Here is a 19,278-nt window from a genome sequence, read left to right on the forward strand (position 1 = left end):
ATTCTTCCTTTATTTCTTCTTGGCGCGACGGCGGATGATCATGTTGTCAGTACGCTTATTGCTACGCGTTTTAAGTCCTTTAGACTTCTGACCCCAAGGGCTAGTTGGATGGCGACCTTTGTTACGACCTTCACCACCACCATGTGGGTGATCAACCGGGTTCATAGCGACACCACGAACTGAAGGACGAACACCACGCCAACGTGAAGCACCGGCTTTACCAAGTGATTTCAAGTTGTTTTCAGTGTTAGAAACTTCACCGATAACAGCACGGCAGTTCACGTGTACGCGACGAGTTTCGCCAGAACGCAAACGTAGAATAGCATAAATACCGTCACGACCTAATAACTGAACACTAGCACCCGCTGCGCGAGCCATCTGTGCACCTTTACCGATTTTAAGTTCGATATTATGAATCACAGTACCCAATGGGATGTTTTTCAGTGGTAAACAGTTACCTGGACGGATTGGTGAAGTTTCACCTGACATTACTGTATCACCAACTGCTTGTTTTTTAGCAGCGATGATGTAACGGCGTTCGCCATCAGCGTACTTAAGTAATGCAATATGTGCAGTACGGTTAGGATCGTATTCAATACGCTCTACCGTGGCTGGGATATTGTCTTTAGTACGTTTGAAATCGATAATACGATAATGTTGCTTATGACCACCGCCAATGTGACGAGTAGTAATGCGGCCATTATTGTTACGACCACCGGTCTTGCTTTTTGATTCTAGAAGCGCTGCAAACGGACGACCTTTATAAAGGTGTGGATGCACTACTTTTTCAACAAAACGACGGCCTGGTGATGTTGGCTTTGCTCTTACGATAGGCATGAGTGTAATCCTTATTCGTTATTCGCTGTTTCACTAGTAGAAGCAGTCGTGTTCGCGACCTCTTCACCAGCATCAGCCATTTGTACATCTTGACCAGCTTTTAAGGTAACATAGGCTTTTTTGTAGTCATTACGACGGCCGATGCTTTTACCAAAACGCTTTGTCTTACCTTTAACATTCAAAGTGTTTACTTTTAATACTTCAACACCTTCAAACATCATCTCAACTGCTTTTTTAACTTCAAGCTTAGTAGCCTTAGAGTCAATTTTAAATACCTGCACACCAAGTGAGTCGCCAAGCATTTGAGATTTCTCTGAGAATACAGGTCCTCTTAGGATCTGATAAAGTCTTGCGTTATTCATGCTAGTGCTTCCTCAAATTGTTTCGCAGCTTCAACTGACATGATTACTTTGTCAAAAGCAATCAAGCTCACTGGGTCAACTTCACTTGTATCAAGTACGTTGACATGTGGAATGTTGCGAGCGGCTAAGTATAAGTTTTCGTCAACTTCTTTAGTGACGATCAATGCACGAGGTGCACCAAGCTCATTTAACTTTGCGATCAGCTCTTTGGTCTTAGGACCAGAAACGCTCAACTCTTCTACCAAAATCAGACGCTCTTGGCGAATCAATTCGGCTAGGATGCACTGCATCGCACCGCGATACATCTTACGGTTTACTTTCTGTGACCAATCTTGTGGTTTGGCCGCAAATGCACGTCCGCCCCCACGCCAGATTGGGCTACGAATAGAACCCGCACGAGCGCGACCAGTACCTTTTTGGCGCCATGGCTTAATACCACCGCCAGAAACTTCGGCACGGGTTTTTTGTGCGCGTGTACCTTGGCGAGCACCAGCCAAATAAGCGGTGACGACTTGATGCACTAGTGCTTCGTTGAATTCACGACCAAATGCCGTATCAGAAAGCTCAACCGCAGCACCTGTAACTGTTTTTAAATCCACGTTAATCCCCTTGCTTAGGCTTTGACTGACGGACGTACGATAACATCGCCACCGGTGGCACCTGGGATAGCACCCTTGATGACAAGTAACCCTTTTTCGGCATCAACCGAAATCACTTCTAGGCCTTGAACGGTAACGCGTTTGTTACCCATCTGACCCGCCATCTTTTTGCCTTTGAATACTTTACCTGGTGACTGGTTCTGACCAGTTGAACCATGTGCACGATGAGATACTGAGTTACCATGAGTCGCATCTTGCATACTAAAGTTGTGACGCTTTACAGGACCCTGAAAACCTTTACCTTTACTGTTTCCTGTAACATCAACCATCTGACCTTGTTCGAACAAGTCAGCAAGAATCTCACCACCAATCTCACGACCTTCAAGATCGCTTTCGTTGGCACGAAATTCCCAAACACCACGGCCAGCGGCAACGCCAGCTTTAGCGAAGTGACCTTTTTGAGCTGCTGTTACGCGGCTGTCACGACGAGTACCTGTGGTGACTTGGATGGCTTGATAGCCATCTACATCAGTATTTTTTACTTGAGTAATGCGGTTAGCACTGATCTCAACCACTGTTACAGGGATAGATGCGCCTGCTTCAGTGAAGACACGGGTCATGCCGCATTTTTTACCGACTAAACCGATCGCCATTTTAGACCTCTTTATATCTTATATTAATGGGTTGGGTGTTTATGTGCATTAACCCAAAGCAATTTGAACGTCAACACCCGCCGCTAAATCAAGCTTCATTAGCGCATCCACAGTTTTATCGGTAGGTTGAACGATGTCAACCATACGCTTATGAGTACGGATTTCGTACTGATCACGAGCGTCTTTGTTTACGTGTGGTGAAGTTAGAACGTTGAAGCGCTCAATGCGAGTCGGCAACGGTACAGGACCACAAACTTGCGCACCGGTGCGCTTTGCAGTATCAACAATCTCTTGTGCAGATTGATCAATCAGACGATGATCAAAAGACTTAAGACGGATACGGATTCTCTGGTTAGCCATGCCAGCAAGCTCCTAATATGTGCTTTTGTCATTCTTGCTTTGCAAAGATATGATCAAAAGCCGTTTGGTTAAATATTTACTTAAAGCTGCCTTCTGTTCTTAACCAGAATGAGTTCTTTATTGGAACTTATAGCCTGCTAAAAGCAAAATAGTTTAAAGCCCCACCAACCCTTCCATTATCGGATGTTAGTAGAGGCATAATGAAATAGTGCTAGAAACGATGCTCTAGCTGTCATAGCGCCAGCTGTTTGATTGGCTGCGCATATATAATTCAGTGGTGTATATTATACATAGTATTTCGTTCATTGCAAGGGCTATATCTATAGCGAATCCAGATATTACGCTTGATAAACAAAGCTATCTATTTCTAATAATTACTTTTATCTCTGTCAGCAGTAACAAGAGTATCAATCCAAAACGATGTCGTATTGCTCTTGAGTGTAAAGATTTTCTACATCAAAAGTGATAACTCTACCTAATAAATATTCTAAATCTGCGACTGTGTCCGACTCTGAAGTTAATAGCAAGTCAATAACGGCTGCATGTGCCACTACGGTGAACTTTTTGGGAGAATTATAAGTACGGGCACAACGCATAATTTCACGGAATATCTCAAAACAGACCGTCTCGGCAGTTTTTACAAACCCACGACCTTGACAGGTCGAACATGGCTCACAAAGCTGCTGCCCTAGTGATTCCCGTGTGCGTTTACGGGTCATCTCTACCAAGCCAAGCTCACTAACTTGCGTAATCTTAGTCTTGGCATAATCTTGCGTGAGCTGTGATTGTAAGCTCTCGAGCACATCATCTTTATGCTGTTGTTCAAGCATATCGATAAAGTCCAAGATGATAATGCCACCTAGATTCCGTAGGCGCAACTGACGGGCAATGGCATGAGTGGCCTCTAGATTGGTTTTATAAACCGTGTCTTCTAAAGAGCGGCCACCAACGAAAGACCCTGTATTGACATCTATCGTCGTCATTGCTTCAGTCTGGTCAATAATGAGATAGCCACCCGACTTTAGGTCGACACGGCGCTTCAAAGCATCCTTTAAGTCATCTTCGACACGGTGTACATCAAAGAGTGATTGCTCAGCGGTATAGTGTACGATTCGGTCATACACAAAAGGAACAAACTCTTTGGCAAAGTATCTGACTTGCTCATAGATTTGCGCATTATCGATGATGACTTTTTCGGTATCGGCATGTACCAAGTCACGGATTGAGCGTAATGGTAATGCTAACTCTTGATAAATCAGCTCTGAGCTTTGATGGTGGTTAATCTCTTGGCGACGGGCACAGATAGTACGCCAAAGCTGCAATAGGTAGTAAATGTCTTCTTCGAGCTTATCAACAGGAACACGTTCAGCAGCAGTGCGAGCAATCAGTCCACCTTTTAGATTGACCGTCTGCATCAAGCTAGTCAGCTCAGTCTTTAGACGAGTACGTTCCTCTTCACCATCGATGCGCTGAGATATACCGATATGTTCACTTGATGGTAGATAAACCAAGTAGCGTGACGGTAGTGATACATTGGTGGTTAGACGAGCGCCTTTGCTGCCCAATTGATCTTTTGTCACCTGTACTAAGATACGTTGGCTTTCGTGTAGCCGATGCTGAATGAGTGTTTTAGAAGCCTGTATAACTTCCGTACTCTGAGTGTTGGCTATCGGTAGTGTGACGTCCAAATCATCAGTAGCACTTTCTGTCACGGCACTAGTTTGATTTTTGGCAGTGTCAGTCGCTTTCTTTACTGCACGAGGCTCACGCTGCATATCGTTGACATGTAAGAATGCTGTGCGCGACTGGCCGATATCAACGAATGCTGCCTGCATTCCAGGTAAGACACGTACGACTGTACCTAGGTAAATATTACCCACCAACCCCAGTTTATGATGACGTTCAATGTAAATCTCGCCCAAGATGCCGTTGTCTAATACTGCGACACGGGACTCCATTGGACTAATATTAATCAGCAGCTCTTCGGACATAATGTTTTCTCTTATCTCTCAGCTTTCTTGTTAGACGTTCATCGCCTATTATCTTTATAGTGTAACAAATGCGGCTTGCTCTCGCCCATTACTCTCACGTGTCATTATGTGCAGAGAGTTAGCGACTGATTTCTCGCTAATAAAACCTCTCTACACAGATTTATCTTATCTATTTAATCGAGATTCGCATCGGTAAGCGTTTTAATTAATGCCAGCGTTTGCGAAAGCGGTAAACCAACAACATTGGTATAGCTGCCATTGATACGGCTGACCCATGCCGCACCCAAGCCTTGAATACCATAACCACCGGCTTTATCAGCAGGCTCACCACTATCCCAATAGTTACTCATCATCTGTGGTGTCAGCGGGATAAAGCTCACTTCTGTACGTTCAGTGATTTGCTGCTGCTTGATAATCTGGAAAGCTGGGTGGGTCGTTGATGCATTATGTTTTGACACATCGTACTCTGATGTTATGGGCAACAGCTGTATGTGAGTTGCTTGAACCGCGGTCCATACTTCATGAACACTATCAGACATTTGCTGCCACATACTATAAGCATGCTCGCGATCGATTGGTTTGACCAACACCGTTTTACCGTCTGGCAGTACACCAATGGTGTCAGACGTTAAAATGAGAATCTGCTCAGCAAGGTCGCTCTTAGTTGCATTGCCCGTCTCATTTAGCTTTTGTATCGCAGCCTCGGCTTTGGTGATGACCATACGCTCGATATAGTCTTTTGGCGACTCATTATCATATTGCGTTTCATCAATATCCACGCTCAAGATGCTAAAATCCAGTTGCGCTATTTCTAATAGCTCACGACGACGCGGCGAACCAGATGCTAAAACGATATCCATCGCAACTCTCTTTATATAAGTTCATGTGTATTGAATACTAAAAATTTTTATTAATAGGCGTGTCAGAATCGGCCTGAACAATCGCTATCGCTCTATGAGTTGTGAACGAGCATTATTATTCATAAGCACTGTTGTTCATAAACGTAGTGATTAACGCGCAAACTTACGTAGAGCGAATAGAACCAGCGGCCAGCTCAGGATGCTCATTAATAATGATAGGGTGGATTGAGCGACAAAAACATTTTGGATGAACATCTGTAGCATCCACAAGTTCAATTGATAAATAATCAATCCAAAGCTAGCTACTAGCCATGCACTAGCGGTGTTCATTTGTCTGATATATACACTGGTAATTTTGATAAAGAGAGCGACGACCACTGCGGCAAAGGCCTGCTCTCCCAAATGGGTATCCATCAGTAGATCAGCAATAATACCGATGATAAATGCCGTAAAGATGCCAACATAGCGCGGTTGAAACAACAACCAAAAAATCAGCACCATAATCATGACCATAGGACGCAGCGTGGCCATACTAGGGCTCAATGGATATACATTAAGTGATGAAGCAACGATAAAGCTTAGAATAATCGTAACAATGAGTACTACCGTTGCATTCTCAGAATCAGGATACGACATGAGTACTTACCTTAGCGGGTGTTAGCGGCGGCTATTAGAGCATAGCTAGGCATTAATGGGATGAACACTGTGATTGAGAATATACCGATACATAGGCTATTCGGTGGGTATCAATGAGTGAGTAGATAAATGATGCTTATCTAGCGCTCATCGAGAACAATATCATTGCTGTTGGCTCGTTTGTCTTGCAGTATGAGAACATACGCATTGTCAATAAAGTTAGCTGCTGGCGTGACTTCTATGCTTCTAAAGTTGTCCGCTTGTCCATCTTTGACATGAGCGACACGGCCGACACGGTAACCCGCTGGAATACGACCACCGAGCCCTGACGAAACCAACTCATCCCCCACACGCACGTCTGAGGTTTTGAAGACGTAATCGAGGCTCAATGACGTTGGTATCCCTTTTCCTGTAACGATAGCACGTTGGCCTGTACGCTTAACAGTAACGGCAACCGATTGCTGTTCGTCAGTAATCAAAAGTAATCGACTGGTATTAGGATAAACATTAATAATTTGTCCTAAGATACCTTTTTCGTCAATGACCGTTTGTCCGACTTGCACACCATCTTGTGCGCCTTTATTAAGCATCACAATTTGTCTGAGCAAATTGGTATCTGTGCCGATAACTTGTGCAAGAGTGAGGTCAAACTGCTCAGGCTCGGTGGTCGACAGAATACCTTGCAGGCGCGCGTTTTGTGCCAAAATATAATCTTGCTGCTGGAGCTTGGCTTGCGCGTGTATCAATTGAGACTTCAGCTGTATGTTTTCGCGGCGTAGGGCTTCTTTAGATTGCAAGCTTCCACTCGCCCAATGCTTGGCATAGCTCGGTAATAACGACAACTCATAGATAGGCTGCATAGCAGCATGGCTAGTATTACGTATTGGCTTAAACCAGTCTGAGTTTTTGCTATCGAACCACATCAACACTAAGGCTACTATCAATACGATGGCAGTCTTGCGAAGTGCTAATGGCTGGCGCGCAAAAATACTTGGAATCATAAGTCGTCTAACTCAGAGGTTATAAAATAAGCGGTAGCCAGTACGGAATTCTAGCATTGAATAATGTGATTAAAGGTAGCGCAGCGGGCTACCTTTAATTTTATATCTTTATAACCTGTTACTTCATTTTAACGATAACTAAGCACTGTGTACTATCAAAAACGATAGGACTTAGTTAATGTAACTTAAACAAAAATCATGTTTAAGCTTTTGTTGTTGATAAAGTCAAGAGCAATACCACCACCACGGCTGACACAAGTCAGTGGATCTTCGGCAACAGTCACAGGTAGACCTGTCTCTCTTGAAATCAACTTGTCTAAATCACGTAATAAGGCGCCGCCACCCGTCAATACAATACCGCGCTCTGCGATATCAGATGACAGCTCAGGTGGTGTTTGCTCAAGCGCTGCTTTTACTGCGCTAACGATACCACTCAATGGGTCACTCAGTGCTTTTTGCACTTCTTCTGAATTGACTGTGAACGTTTTTGGCACGCCTTCTGCCATGCTACGACCACGCACTTCTACTTCTAACTGGCCTTCTTCGTTCAATGCAGAGCCAACTTCTTTTTTGATACGCTCAGCAGTCGTCTCACCAATGACACAACCGTGCGTACGGCGTACATGGGTAATGATTGCTTCATCAAAAATATCGCCGCCGATACGGATAGACTCAGCGTAGACGCAACCAGATAGAGCGATAACAGCAATCTCAGTCGTACCGCCACCGATATCAACCACCATAGAACCACTGGCTTCGTGAACTGGCATACCAGCACCAATCGCTGCCGCCATTGGCTCCTCTAGCAATAATACTTTGCTAGCGCCTGCTGATGACACTGCCTCACGAATCGCTTTACGCTCAACTAGAGTAGACTTACAAGGCACACAAACGACCACATTAGGCTGTGCCATAAAACGCTTGGCTTTTACCTTCATGATAAAATGCTTGAGCATCTTTTGGGTCACTTCAAAGTCAGCAATCACGCCGTCTTTTAGTGGGCGAATCGCCGTGATATTGGAAGGTGTACGACCAAGCATCTGCTTGGCATCGATACCAACAGCAGCAACAGTAGGGTTTTGCGTACGATTACTTCGTAGCGCCACTACCGTAGGCTCGTCAAGTACGACACCTTTATTAGGAATAAAAATGAGGGTGTTCGCAGTACCGAGGTCGATAGCGATATTATTTGATAAAAATCCAAACAGGTTCATGACTAATATATCCAGCGTCTTACGAATGAGGCGAATGAGATTGACTGAGGTGTTACTCGTCAGTGTTGAGCAGGTCGTCATTAGACATTACCTGAAGCGAAAGCTGAACATCGCAACAAGCCAAACCTAAGCAATAATGATGAAATGAAAAAATCGAGCTAAATTATACCTATTTAGCTCAAAAAAAACACAGGTATTTGCATCAATAAGTAAGGAATTTAGTCTTAAACGCTAAAAGTTGTTTCAAAGTTTGAAATAGCAGTCTCTATCGCTCAATCTAATGAAACACCATTTAATTCAATAACTAACAAGGGTTCTACAGGCAGATGAGGTTTTGCTTAATAGCACAAGTGCATACTGTAACGTATTTCAGAACATAATGGGGAAGCAATTGAAAATCTACCGTGAATTATTCAGTCAATTTTGCAAATCACTTGCTCTTGGTTGATATTGTGCATCAATCAAGCGTCATGCTCTGTAAACTTAGGTCAGATGCTTTATAATAACGTAACTCTATATCAGATTTTATCTTAGTACCTGTTCAGTATCTAATCTATTATCTAAATCTAACTAGTACCCAAATCTAACAAAAACTGTCCTTCACTGGAGAAACTATGTCACAGCAACCAACAACGTCTGACAGCAACGTCAGTCGTGAAGAAATCCTAGAAGTTGCCAGCCTTGCGCGTTTAGGTGTCGATGAGACTACGGCCGATAACTATGCCGACGACATCAGTAAAGTACTAAAGCTTATGCATACTCTTGCTAACGTAGATACCACTGATATCAAACCATTATCGAACATCCATGAAGCCTGCCAAGAGCTGCGTGTCGATGTGGCCAAACATGATATCAACCGCGAACGCAATCAATCGGTCGCGCCAGCCGTTGAAGACGGTTTGTATCTGGTACCACAAGTGATTGAATAAGCGAACGGTTATCTCTCTTCCTTTATTCCATTCGATTTTATGTTATTAACATTTTGACGGACGACACCTTATGTCTGAACTTCATTTATTAAGTACTCAGCAGCTTATTACGGGCTTACAAGACAAACAATTTAGTAGCCTTGAGCTGACAGAACACTATATCAAGCGTATCGATGCGCTAGACAGCAAGATTAACAGTTTTATCACTCATACCTCTGAGACTGCACGCGCGCAAGCAAAAGCGGCAGACGAGATGCGGGCACAGGGCGATCAGCGTCCATTACTCGGCGTCCCAATGGCACACAAGGACATCTTTTGTACCCAAGGCGTACTGACGACTTGTGGCTCAAAGATGCTCCATAACTTCATCTCACCTTATAGTGCTACTATCGTCTCTAACATCGACAAAGCAGGCATGATTAGCTTAGGCAAGCTCAACATGGATGAGTTTGCGATGGGCTCAGACAATAGTAGCTCATACTACGGCACAGTACAAAACCCTTGGAATCTAGAACGTGTCCCTGGTGGCTCGTCAGGTGGTAGTGCTGCCGCTGTTGCCGCTGGTTTCGTCCCTGTCGCGACTGGTAGTGATACTGGTGGATCTATTCGTCAGCCTGCTTCATTCTGCGGCTTAACCGGTATCAAACCTACTTATGGCCGAGTGTCACGCTTTGGTATGATTGCCTACGCTTCAAGTTTGGATCAAGCTGGTAGCATGGGACGCAGTGCTAGAGATTGTGCTTACCTGCTACAGCCAATGATTGGTCACGATCCACGCGATGCGACTTCTATCAAATATGACATGCCTGACTATGTACAAGACATCAACGATGCAGAAGCTGCTGCTGGTGACAAACCATTTGCTGGCTTGCGTATTGGTGTGGCTAAAGAATACTTCGGTACAGGACTTGATAGCGAAGTTGAACAAGCAGCACGTGCGGCTCTGAAGAAATATGAAGAGCTTGGCGCAACGATTGTAGAAGTAAACATCACTGATCCTGAAATCACGCTTGCCACTTACTACATGCTAGCCCCTGCCGAAGCATCATCGAACCTATCTCGCTTCGATGGCGTACGTTTCGGCTATCGCTGTGAAAACCCAACGGATCTGATTGATCTATACACGCGCTCACGCTCTGAAGGCTTTGGCCCTGAAGTACAGCGTCGTATCTTGACCGGCACTTATGCGCTCTCGGCAGGTTACTTCGATGCTTACTATACGAAAGCACAAAAAATTCGCCGCTTAATCGTCAAAGATTTCGATGAAGCCTTTGCGAGCTGTGATGTGATTGCCAGTCCAACCGCACCAACCGCTGCATATAAGCTCAGTGATAATCTTGACCCTGCGACCATGTATTTAGGTGATGTTTATACCATCGCGGTCAACTTAGCGGGTCTGCCTGCGCTTAGCCAACCAGTTGGTTTGACTACAGAAGGTCTACCAATTGGCTTACAATTAATCGGTAAGCATTGGCAAGAGAGTCAACTGCTCACGACCGCGCATCTGTTCCAGCAGCATACGGATCATCACCTACAACACTCTGCCATCGCAAAGGAGACGGTATAATGAGTACAGCTACTACTGATAACAACGCCGTCCGCGAGCACGCTGTTCGTAAAGAGCTGTTCGTTGATGGTTATGAAGTCGTCATCGGCATCGAGATTCACTGCCAGCTCAATACGGAAAGTAAGATATTCTCAAGCGCGCCGACTGACTTCGGTCACGAGCCAAACAGCCAAGCAAGTATCGTAGATTTGGGTCTACCTGGCGTGTTGCCAGTACTAAATGCTGGCGTGGTCGATCGTGCCTTAAAATTCGGTATCGGCGTCAACGCTGAGTTAGGTCTATTTAATACGTTTGACCGCAAAAACTACTTTTACCCTGATCTGCCTAAAGGCTATCAAATCACTCAGATGGCCAATCCTATCGTCGGCGAAGGTTACATCGATGTCGTGGTCAATGAAGGGGATAAGAACGAATACCCTAAACGTATGGGTATCACCCGCACGCATTTGGAAGAAGATGCTGGTAAATCTGTCCATGATGCCGTCGATGGTATGACTGGCGTCGATCTCAACCGTGCTGGTACACCGCTGATTGAAATCGTCTCGGAACCTGATATGCGCTCGGCTCATGAAGCACTTGCCTATATTAAAGCCATTCATCAGTTAGTCACTTGGCTCGGTATTTCTGACGCTATCATGGCAGAAGGCTCGTTCCGCTGCGATTGTAACGTCTCTGTGCGCAGACCAGGTGATGAGCTTGGTACGCGTACCGAGCTAAAGAACTTAAACTCGTTCCGCTTTATCGAACGCGCCATCAATCGTGAAATCGAGCGTCAAATCGATATCTTAGAGGACGGTGGTAAAGTTGTCCAAGCGACGATGCTATATGATCCAGAGCGCGATGAAACTCGTGTGATGCGTACTAAAGAAGATGCCAACGACTATCGCTATTTCCCTGATCCTGATCTGCTACCTGTCCGTATCGAGCAGCATACGGTTGATTCGATTAAAGCCGCCATGCCTGAGCTACCTGTAGCCCGTCGTGCGCGCTTTGAAGAAGCGCTTGGTCTATCAGAATATGATGCTCGTATCTTGACTGGTAGCCGTCAAATTGCTGATTACTTCGAAGATGTGGTCGCTGAAGTAGGACAATCAGATGCCAAAATGGCAGGCAACTGGGTCATGGGTGATCTACTGGGCGCTCTGAATAAAGACGACAAAGACATCGTCGACTCCCCTATCAGCGCCAAGCAATTGGCTGGTATGCTGAAACGCATCAAAGACGACACGCTATCTGGCAAACTGGCTAAGAAAGTCTTTAGTGCTCTATACGAGCGTGAAGGCGGCGATGCTGATGATGCAGCCGATAAGATCATCGAAGAAAAAGGCCTCAAGCAAGAAACCGACACTGGCGCTATCAAAGCCATCGTTGAAGAAGTCATTGCGAAAAACCAAGCGATGGTTGATGAGTATCGTGGCGGTAAAGAAAAAGCCTTCAACGGTCTAGTCGGTCAAGTGATGAAAGCCAGTCGCGGTAGTGCCAATCCGCAGCAAGTAAACCAAATCCTAAAAGAGTTATTGGGTTAAGGCAAGCTACTGGTTGGTTCAGCTGACTGTAATAGGCAAAATAATGTGATAGATTTTGGCTACTATAAATAGCCCTTGCAATATGCATAATTTTGCGTAAAATAGTCAGTCATTCGGGGCGTAGCGCAGTCTGGTAGCGCACTACACTGGGGGTGTAGTGGTCGCAGGTTCAAATCCTGCCGTTCCGACCAAACATAGTAGTAAAGAGAAAAGCCAATCATTGTTTTCAATGGTTGGCTTTTTTTTGTGCTAAATTTGGAAAGTGATTTTGTAATGATTAAACAAAGACATAGTAGAATTTGGGCAGGGCTAGGATTCATTACGTAAAGGTAAAGTGCAGCTATTTACACTCTTATACTTTCGTAGCTTCTTATTTATTTTGATTTAAGAATGTTAAGGTCTGAATTGTGAACGATAACGATATAGCGTTAAGCTTTGATACTGCAGAATATTATAGCTTGCTAGAAGCTTGTGACTACTTAAATAGGAAGTATAAAACTGATAATTTAACGCCTAAGAAACTACTGAAGCAGATATACAGTAGGAAAATAAATGCCTTTATTCATTTCTGTATGCATGACCTATCTAAACAAATATTGCGCTTTCAAGTAGAGAGTTATGGCTCAAATATATTTACAAAAGAGATTTATGAATTACATAAAGGAGAATTAGAGTCGCTTATCGAAAAGGTAGAGCAGGTAGAAACCATTATATCTAATCGTCTAATAGATGGATTATCTATGGGCTTGGTGTTATTTAAAATATATGAGAATTCTTTATTCAATATGTCATTAAGCAGCAAATCGAACAATGAAAGTCGATTGCTATTACTAGATGGCTTTGTTTATATGCCCAATATCAATGACGATCCATCTAAGCCCAGCCAACTAAGTGAATGGACGATAAATAAGGATGGTAATGAGTATTTTTTTACTGAAATTGGAGCAGTTACCCTAGTCATTGATTCTACCAATGATGATGATTTAGCCGAATTTTCCGAAAAATCACCTTTTTTATGTTCGTTTGATAAAAGAGATGATTTCTCTTTCCCTGAACTCAACATCAAACTCAATGACATAATAGTCTTACATAAAGACTTATTAATTCTTGAAAGAGAAATACTGAATAACAAGTCTATTAAGGATAAAAGCAAGTTTGAAACTAGAAAAGGCATCAGTCATAAGAAAATATTAGCAAAAGAATTTGCCAAACACGTAGCGGACGAGCATTGGAAGCAAGATATTGAAAATCAGATAAAAATTGGTGAAATGTGTGAAATAGTATGGGCTAAATTATTAGATTCTAGTTTCGACAAAGAGTTACCTGAACATAGAGAGAACTTAAGACCATGGATTAAAGAAGTAGCACCTAGCTATGCTAGTGAAGCAGGCAGACCAAAGTCATGACTTGAATGCATTTCAACCTAGCTTAATCTGTATAAACCTAAGTTAAGGGAATTTTCTTAATCAACTCTATTTCATAAAATAGCTTCATACCAACCGTATCAATCCAGTTACGGCAAATATGGAGCTGAATAATGACCCAGCAAGATCCTACCCCACCTAATCTAGAACAACAGCCACCGCATAGCGTACCTAGCAACTTCTCAAAGTGGATACTGCCAATACTAAAAACGGTACTTAGCATTCTATTGCCTTACTTACTATCACCACCTGATATCAGCATTCACATTCATCACATTAATATCATGTTTTAAAGCCAAAAAACTGAGGACTACTCTAGCCGATACTCGTATCCTATAGACTTTTATAGAGCGAGCCGTTAGGGTAAATGCTACAACGTTACGACGGTTTACCTTATGTCCGAGTCTATCGCTCAGCCCACACCTAACTGCCTGATAGCTGATGCCCCTTGGGAGCGTTACCGCCGACCTTATGTGCGGGATTTGGCTTATGCGCTTGTTTGTCCTAACGTATTAACTCAGTGGATAGACTTTGCACCGCATGAAAATACACATGCTATTTCAGTTCATAGCGCTCACTTTTGGCAAGCACAGTTTGAGGCGTATGAGCAGCGGTTAACAGAGCTGGATACCACTAATGACTATCAAGCGCTGACCCGTTATTTACTCAAGCGCCCAAGTCCCAATCGATTGGGTTTTCATTTTGAAGGGTTGCTGTCATTTTGGTTAGAGGATGGGTTTGCACGTAAGTTGCATCCGTACGAGACGCTCGCTAATAACGTACAGTTATTTAACGGCAAGCAAACGACTGGAGAAATAGATCTAATTTTATACAATCATCAAGACAAGCTGATTGAGCATTGGGAGCTGGCCATCAAGTTTTTTATGGGATCAGCCCCTTTTGAACCTGTGAACTGGGTTGGCATTAATGCCAAAGACAATCTACAGCGCAAGATGACGCACATGCAGACCAAGCAATTCCGGACAGTGTGGGTAGATACGGAAAATCATGGGCAAGTTAAAATTGATAAGCGTTATGGCATTATAAAAGGGCGATTCTTTTTGCCAATAGGCATCAATAACTTTAACTACCCTACTTGGCTAGCACCGAGCTTTCCGATGCATGAATGGTGCGATAAGAATAATATAGCTAATCTCGCTAGCATCGACATGACACAATTACGAGCCGCGCATTATATCGAATGGTTTACCAAGCGCGGCTTTTATGATGCGTGTCAAACGCAAACAGCTTGGTCAGATAGTGAGCCGCCTGCGACAGGATTATATTTTGTGGGAGATAGACCAATCGTGATTTGTCCCAAACAACCAAACCAAATGGATGAAGCGTCTTAGCTAACCTAGGGCGTGTCATCAATTAGCACATTAATAAATTTAGTGGCCTTAAAATGGCTAAATTTTGCTAAACATCGTCAGCAATTTTGCCAATATGTTCATATTGACGGCAATTTCTTCCTTGTTTATCTATAATTTTTCTCATTTTAAGCCTCACAATCTAATTGATAACACGCCCTAGATACTTAAAACGGAAAAGCTTAATAATTTTCAATCACCTGCATCAGCTCATATCTAAGCATATCTGCACTGGGCATACGCTCCGCATGAAAGCGCACCATCGCAATACCTGCACTGGCAAGCGCCTTATCCTTCTTGTCATCCGCTTTTTGGCGCGCTTTACTACTATGCGTCCAGTCATCCAGCTCGATGGCAACTAGCGTGGTCTGTGCATCGACATCTACGAGCACGTAGTCAACGCTTTGGCGACAGATACGATTAAACCAAAAGCTACGTTCTGATGTCTCACCACTATTGGCTTCAATGATTCGTGATAGCTGAACTTGGACAAATATGTGATATTCAGGCAGCGCGTTTTTTAACTTATTAAAAAATATCACTTCAGTATCCGTCATAATCGGCATCGGTGCAAACGGCCAAATAGCCAACTCATCGCCGCGTACAGGCTTTGGATCAGGCTCGACGACTACACGTTTTTCTAACAGCTTTGGTACGGTAATTAGCCCTAAAAATCCAACGGCTAAGATTAAAAATATAACACCAAATGACATGGTTTTACCTTATACATGATTAAAGCGGTCAGATAGTTATGGTGACTCTGTGAAGAGTTGACACATAACTGACCACGGCAAGGCAGCCCTTATAGACTGACAGGTTATAAAAAGAGAAGTAGAGAAAAACGGTGCTTATCGTAACCAAGCTTACCTAAATCAGCAAACGATAAAACAAAAAACACGACAATAGATGTCGTGTTTTAATGATAACGGTATGGTCAATTCTATACACTGGAATACAGACTTAGTAAACCAGTTATAAAGCTATCACCAGTATAAGACCCAAGCGCCCGTTGTATTCACTTTAGGGTCACTATTAATCTTATCCTTTAGCGCCAAGGCTGCGATTTTACCACGCTCAGGACCGACGACGACTCGGACACCGCGACTGGTACGACTGGTTTTAACCTGATAGCCTGCTGCTTGGAATTTTTTGACCAAATCATCCGCTCTGTTCTGATCGTTCGCCAAAGCCACTTGTACCCCAAAGCTACCCTTCGCATCGGTCTCTTTGACTTCTTTACGAGCTTCGCTGAGTTTCTGCTGTGCTTCACGCTTGGCTTCTGCTGTTTTCTTAGCTAAGGCAGCTTCCTTTTGACGCTGGGCTTCAGCAGCGGCGGCTTCACGTTCTAATCGCTGCACTTGAGCACGTGATGGAATCGTTATATTTTGACCCAATTGTAACGAGGACAGTGGCGAGATATTATTGGCTTGAGCCAATACTTCTACCGGCATGTTGTATTGTCTTGCTAGCTTAATGAGTCCATCACCTCTTTTTACTTCATAATCAGAAGGTGATTTTGGTGGCTCTTTTTTAGCCTTGGCCGCTTCGGCAGCTATTCGCTTTTGCTCTGCTAGTGCTTCAGCCTGCTTTTTTGCCTCTGCTTGTGTTTTAGCTTCTGCTTGTTTCTTTGCCTCAGCCGCTTTTTTACTATCAGCTAACTTTTTAGCAGCGGCTTCTGCTTTAATTTCAGCTTGTCGCTTTGCTTCTTGTTGCGCTTGAGCAGCTTTTTGCTGTTCAGCATCACTAGACCTCTTATCATCAGCAGCCGATTCACTATCCGTACGAGGTTGGACGGTTAGGTCTTTAGCGACCTCTTTTGCCGCTTCTGTACTTTCAGTCTCGTCAACGACTGGTGCACTATTGGCCACATATTGTTGGCTTTCAGCACGTGCTTTCGCCAATGCTTCTGCTTCGGCAGCTTCTTGTTCTGTCAAAAATTGCTGTGCACGCTTTTCTTGTTCTGCGACACGGGCAGCACGCTCTTTTTGTTTCTGTGCCAAGATGCGTTTTTCTGTCTCGATGTCAGTCGTTAACGGTTGTGCGGCTGCTTGTTCAGTACTTGGTGTATCTACCATCGCTGAGGTTGGCGCAGGCTGCTCATTGCTGCTGTCGCCAATCTGTTGCACCATAGCGTATAGCATCACGCTACCGCCTAAAATCATCCCAATGCCCAATAAGGCTTGTCTCGAAAAATTCATCCGTTTACGTCTCTTAGTTGGTAATAAGGTTGATTGAGCGGCGCAGCTGTCGTCTCAAAGTTATATCGTAGAGAGCTATATCATAGAGAGCTTTGATGACTAGCGATTGCCGCGGGTTACATGTATCAATTTTCAAATGCACTATCGATCTTTTAATGTCAGTGCTCTTAGTTTCAATGCTCTGAAGCATTTTGATTATAAAGCATATTTTCTATACTGTCTGCCATCACGCTACCGTTAAGATTAACATTAAATAGCGGCTGGTTTAACTTAAATTGTCAGCATCCAGTGCAGATAGCGCCTCTCCTATTGTATGGAAAGAGCCGCATACTACGATTAAGTCTTGCGGTCGACTGGCCGCTCTCACTGCATAAGTCGCGGCTTGTAAACGCTCAAATTCATGTACTTGAGCATCATCGACATGATTTACTAGTATACCCTGCAAATGCTCAGTACTGGCTGCCCGTGGATAGTCAATTTCAGCGATAAACCATTCACTAATTGGCAATCCTGCCTCGGTCAAGCGCTGTACGACTTTTTCAATGTCTTTATCAGCCAACATGGAAAACAGCATTTTAATGGTGGCAGGCGTGCTATCAGCATGTTCAGCAGTATTTTGGTCTGCGACATGCTGCTGCCAAAGCGGTAGTAATTGCGCTAATAAAAACTCAACACCTTGCTCGTTATGCGCCACATCAAATAACCAATGACGATTATCTATCTCGCGATAATCAAATCGACCTGCTAACTTGACCGTTTGCAACGCTGCCTCGATAGCATGGGTATCGACATTCAACGGACTTGCGAGTACTGCTGATAATGCATTAGCAGTATTGGTCAACGATAATGCTGGGCGCGGCAGTTGCATAGTGACAGCAGCATTACTGTATTGCCACGTCGCTGCATCAATGTCGCGGTGGCTAAAGTCTTGCCCTACTTGATAACAGTTTGCCTGATGCTTATCAATCGCTAGCTGAACGCTATTTGGCATTTCGATAGCACCATAGATTAGGCTGATATCATCACGCAATATACCTGCTTTTTCCGCGCCGATATCTTCCACATTGTCACCTAACCAGTCGACATGATCGATTGCAATATTGGTAATCACGGCCATGTCAGGGTCAATAATATTGACCACATCTAGACGACCACCTAGCCCAACCTCTAACACCCACACATCACAATCTGCTTCAGCAAATATTAACAATGCCGCCAGTGTCGTCATCTCAAAAAACGATAAGGTCAACTCACATTGTAGCCGTGCCGCTTCTACTTTGCTAAAGGCAGCAATCAAGACTTGGTCACTGACCATCTCGCCATTGATGCGCACGCGCTCATTAAAGACACTCAAATGCGGTGATTGATATAAGGCTGTTTTATAACCTGCTGCTTGACACATTTGTGCGATGACAGCGGTCGTCGAGCCTTTACCATTGGTACCTGCCACCGTAAACACGTAAGCATCATCTTTAGCTGACTGCACTACACCTAATGCTTCAGCAACTGGCAACACGCGCGACAACCCCATGTCTATCGCCGACACGTGTATCTGCTGCATGTAATCAAGCCATTCGGTCAAACTGGCATTGTCATTAGGGCTATTCGGGTTAGCAAGTGAAGTGTCAGACATAGATTAAACCTATATTGAAATATTCGAATAGAAAATTGGTGATTAGAAAGCTATCGATTAGAAAGTCATCGATTAGAAGATATGCCCTAGTATATAACTACCTGACCAAAACCAAAAA

Annotated in this window: 19 protein-coding genes and 1 tRNA gene; 7 read left to right on the plus strand and 13 right to left on the minus strand. The window is 43.9% G+C overall.

Annotated elements, in window-relative coordinates:
* Positions 1 to 9: 9 nt before the first annotated feature.
* From rplB to I6E83_RS12615, 10 genes are all read right to left on the minus strand, one after another.
* Entirely contained in the window at positions 10 to 837 is an 828-nt protein-coding gene (rplB, locus tag I6E83_RS12570) for a 50S ribosomal protein L2 (RefSeq protein WP_110923943.1), read from the minus strand.
* Between the two features lie 11 nt (positions 838 to 848).
* Complete coding sequence (rplW, locus tag I6E83_RS12575; RefSeq protein ID WP_011279789.1) at positions 849 to 1,199, minus strand: 50S ribosomal protein L23; 351 nt, start codon at positions 1,197 to 1,199, stop codon at positions 849 to 851.
* Positions 1,196 to 1,798 carry a 50S ribosomal protein L4 gene (gene rplD, locus I6E83_RS12580; RefSeq protein WP_110923942.1) on the minus strand — a complete coding sequence of 201 codons (603 nt, stop codon included), beginning with the start codon at positions 1,796 to 1,798 and terminating at the stop codon, positions 1,196 to 1,198. Before rplD ends, rplW begins: the two co-directional genes overlap by 4 nt.
* A gap of 14 nt (positions 1,799 to 1,812) precedes the next feature.
* Positions 1,813 to 2,451 (minus strand): 50S ribosomal protein L3, encoded by a 639-nt coding sequence (rplC, locus tag I6E83_RS12585; RefSeq protein ID WP_110923941.1) that lies wholly within the window; start codon positions 2,449 to 2,451, stop codon positions 1,813 to 1,815.
* A 48-nt stretch (positions 2,452 to 2,499) separates the two neighbouring features.
* Positions 2,500 to 2,811, minus strand: a complete 312-nt coding sequence (rpsJ, locus tag I6E83_RS12590; protein WP_010196670.1) for a 30S ribosomal protein S10 — start codon at positions 2,809 to 2,811, stop codon at positions 2,500 to 2,502.
* A 407-nt stretch (positions 2,812 to 3,218) separates the two neighbouring features.
* Positions 3,219 to 4,802, minus strand: a complete 1,584-nt coding sequence (locus I6E83_RS12595) for an Rne/Rng family ribonuclease (protein WP_197102324.1) — start codon at positions 4,800 to 4,802, stop codon at positions 3,219 to 3,221.
* A gap of 173 nt (positions 4,803 to 4,975) precedes the next feature.
* Positions 4,976 to 5,662 carry a Maf family protein gene (locus tag I6E83_RS12600; RefSeq protein ID WP_197102326.1) on the minus strand — a complete coding sequence of 229 codons (687 nt, stop codon included), beginning with the start codon at positions 5,660 to 5,662 and terminating at the stop codon, positions 4,976 to 4,978.
* 150 nt (positions 5,663 to 5,812) lie between these two features.
* The gene (mreD, locus tag I6E83_RS12605) at positions 5,813 to 6,298 is read right to left on the minus strand and encodes a rod shape-determining protein MreD (protein WP_197102328.1); all 486 of its coding nucleotides are present in this window, start codon (positions 6,296 to 6,298) and stop codon (positions 5,813 to 5,815) included.
* A 140-nt stretch (positions 6,299 to 6,438) separates the two neighbouring features.
* A complete protein-coding gene (gene mreC / locus I6E83_RS12610; RefSeq protein ID WP_197102330.1) occupies positions 6,439 to 7,299 on the minus strand; it encodes a rod shape-determining protein MreC in 861 nt (286 codons plus the stop codon).
* Between the two features lie 185 nt (positions 7,300 to 7,484).
* On the minus strand, positions 7,485 to 8,513 hold the full coding sequence (locus I6E83_RS12615; protein WP_110923995.1) for a rod shape-determining protein MreB: 1,029 nt from the start codon (positions 8,511 to 8,513) through the stop codon (positions 7,485 to 7,487).
* Between the two features lie 614 nt (positions 8,514 to 9,127).
* Here I6E83_RS12615 and gatC point away from each other — a divergent pair.
* From gatC to I6E83_RS12650, 7 genes are all read left to right on the plus strand, one after another.
* Entirely contained in the window at positions 9,128 to 9,442 is a 315-nt protein-coding gene (gatC, locus tag I6E83_RS12620) for an Asp-tRNA(Asn)/Glu-tRNA(Gln) amidotransferase subunit GatC (protein WP_110923936.1), read from the plus strand.
* Positions 9,443 to 9,512: 70 nt separating this feature from the next.
* A complete protein-coding gene (gene gatA, locus I6E83_RS12625) occupies positions 9,513 to 11,009 on the plus strand; it encodes an Asp-tRNA(Asn)/Glu-tRNA(Gln) amidotransferase subunit GatA (RefSeq protein WP_197102332.1) in 1,497 nt (498 codons plus the stop codon).
* Positions 11,009 to 12,535, plus strand: coding sequence for an Asp-tRNA(Asn)/Glu-tRNA(Gln) amidotransferase subunit GatB (gene gatB / locus I6E83_RS12630; protein ID WP_197102334.1), 1,527 nt, complete (start codon positions 11,009 to 11,011; stop codon positions 12,533 to 12,535). Before gatA ends, gatB begins: the two co-directional genes overlap by 1 nt.
* A 114-nt stretch (positions 12,536 to 12,649) precedes the next feature.
* Positions 12,650 to 12,726 (plus strand) — tRNA-Pro (locus I6E83_RS12635).
* Between the two features lie 216 nt (positions 12,727 to 12,942).
* Entirely contained in the window at positions 12,943 to 13,941 is a 999-nt protein-coding gene (locus I6E83_RS12640; protein WP_197102336.1) for a hypothetical protein, read from the plus strand.
* Between the two features lie 131 nt (positions 13,942 to 14,072).
* Positions 14,073 to 14,252 carry a hypothetical protein gene (locus tag I6E83_RS12645; RefSeq protein ID WP_197102337.1) on the plus strand — a complete coding sequence of 60 codons (180 nt, stop codon included), beginning with the start codon at positions 14,073 to 14,075 and terminating at the stop codon, positions 14,250 to 14,252.
* Positions 14,253 to 14,354: 102 nt separating this feature from the next.
* Entirely contained in the window at positions 14,355 to 15,311 is a 957-nt protein-coding gene (locus I6E83_RS12650) for a DUF1853 family protein (protein ID WP_197102339.1), read from the plus strand.
* Positions 15,312 to 15,511: 200 nt separating this feature from the next.
* Here the strand turns inward: I6E83_RS12650 and I6E83_RS12655 are convergent, their stop codons facing one another.
* From I6E83_RS12655 to I6E83_RS12665, 3 genes are all read right to left on the minus strand, one after another.
* Positions 15,512 to 16,042, minus strand: a complete 531-nt coding sequence (locus I6E83_RS12655; protein ID WP_197102341.1) for a DUF2726 domain-containing protein — start codon at positions 16,040 to 16,042, stop codon at positions 15,512 to 15,514.
* Positions 16,043 to 16,312: 270 nt separating this feature from the next.
* Positions 16,313 to 17,527: a LysM peptidoglycan-binding domain-containing protein gene (locus tag I6E83_RS12660; RefSeq protein WP_197102343.1), complete on the minus strand. Its 1,215-nt coding sequence runs from the start codon at positions 17,525 to 17,527 to the stop codon at positions 16,313 to 16,315.
* Between the two features lie 265 nt (positions 17,528 to 17,792).
* Positions 17,793 to 19,160, minus strand: a complete 1,368-nt coding sequence (locus I6E83_RS12665) for a bifunctional folylpolyglutamate synthase/dihydrofolate synthase (RefSeq protein ID WP_197102345.1) — start codon at positions 19,158 to 19,160, stop codon at positions 17,793 to 17,795.
* Positions 19,161 to 19,278: the final 118 nt, after the last annotated feature.

Origin of the sequence: Psychrobacter sp. SZ93C1 (assembly GCF_015864635.1) — a bacterium.
GTDB classification, from domain to species: domain Bacteria; phylum Pseudomonadota; class Gammaproteobacteria; order Pseudomonadales; family Moraxellaceae; genus Psychrobacter; species Psychrobacter fozii.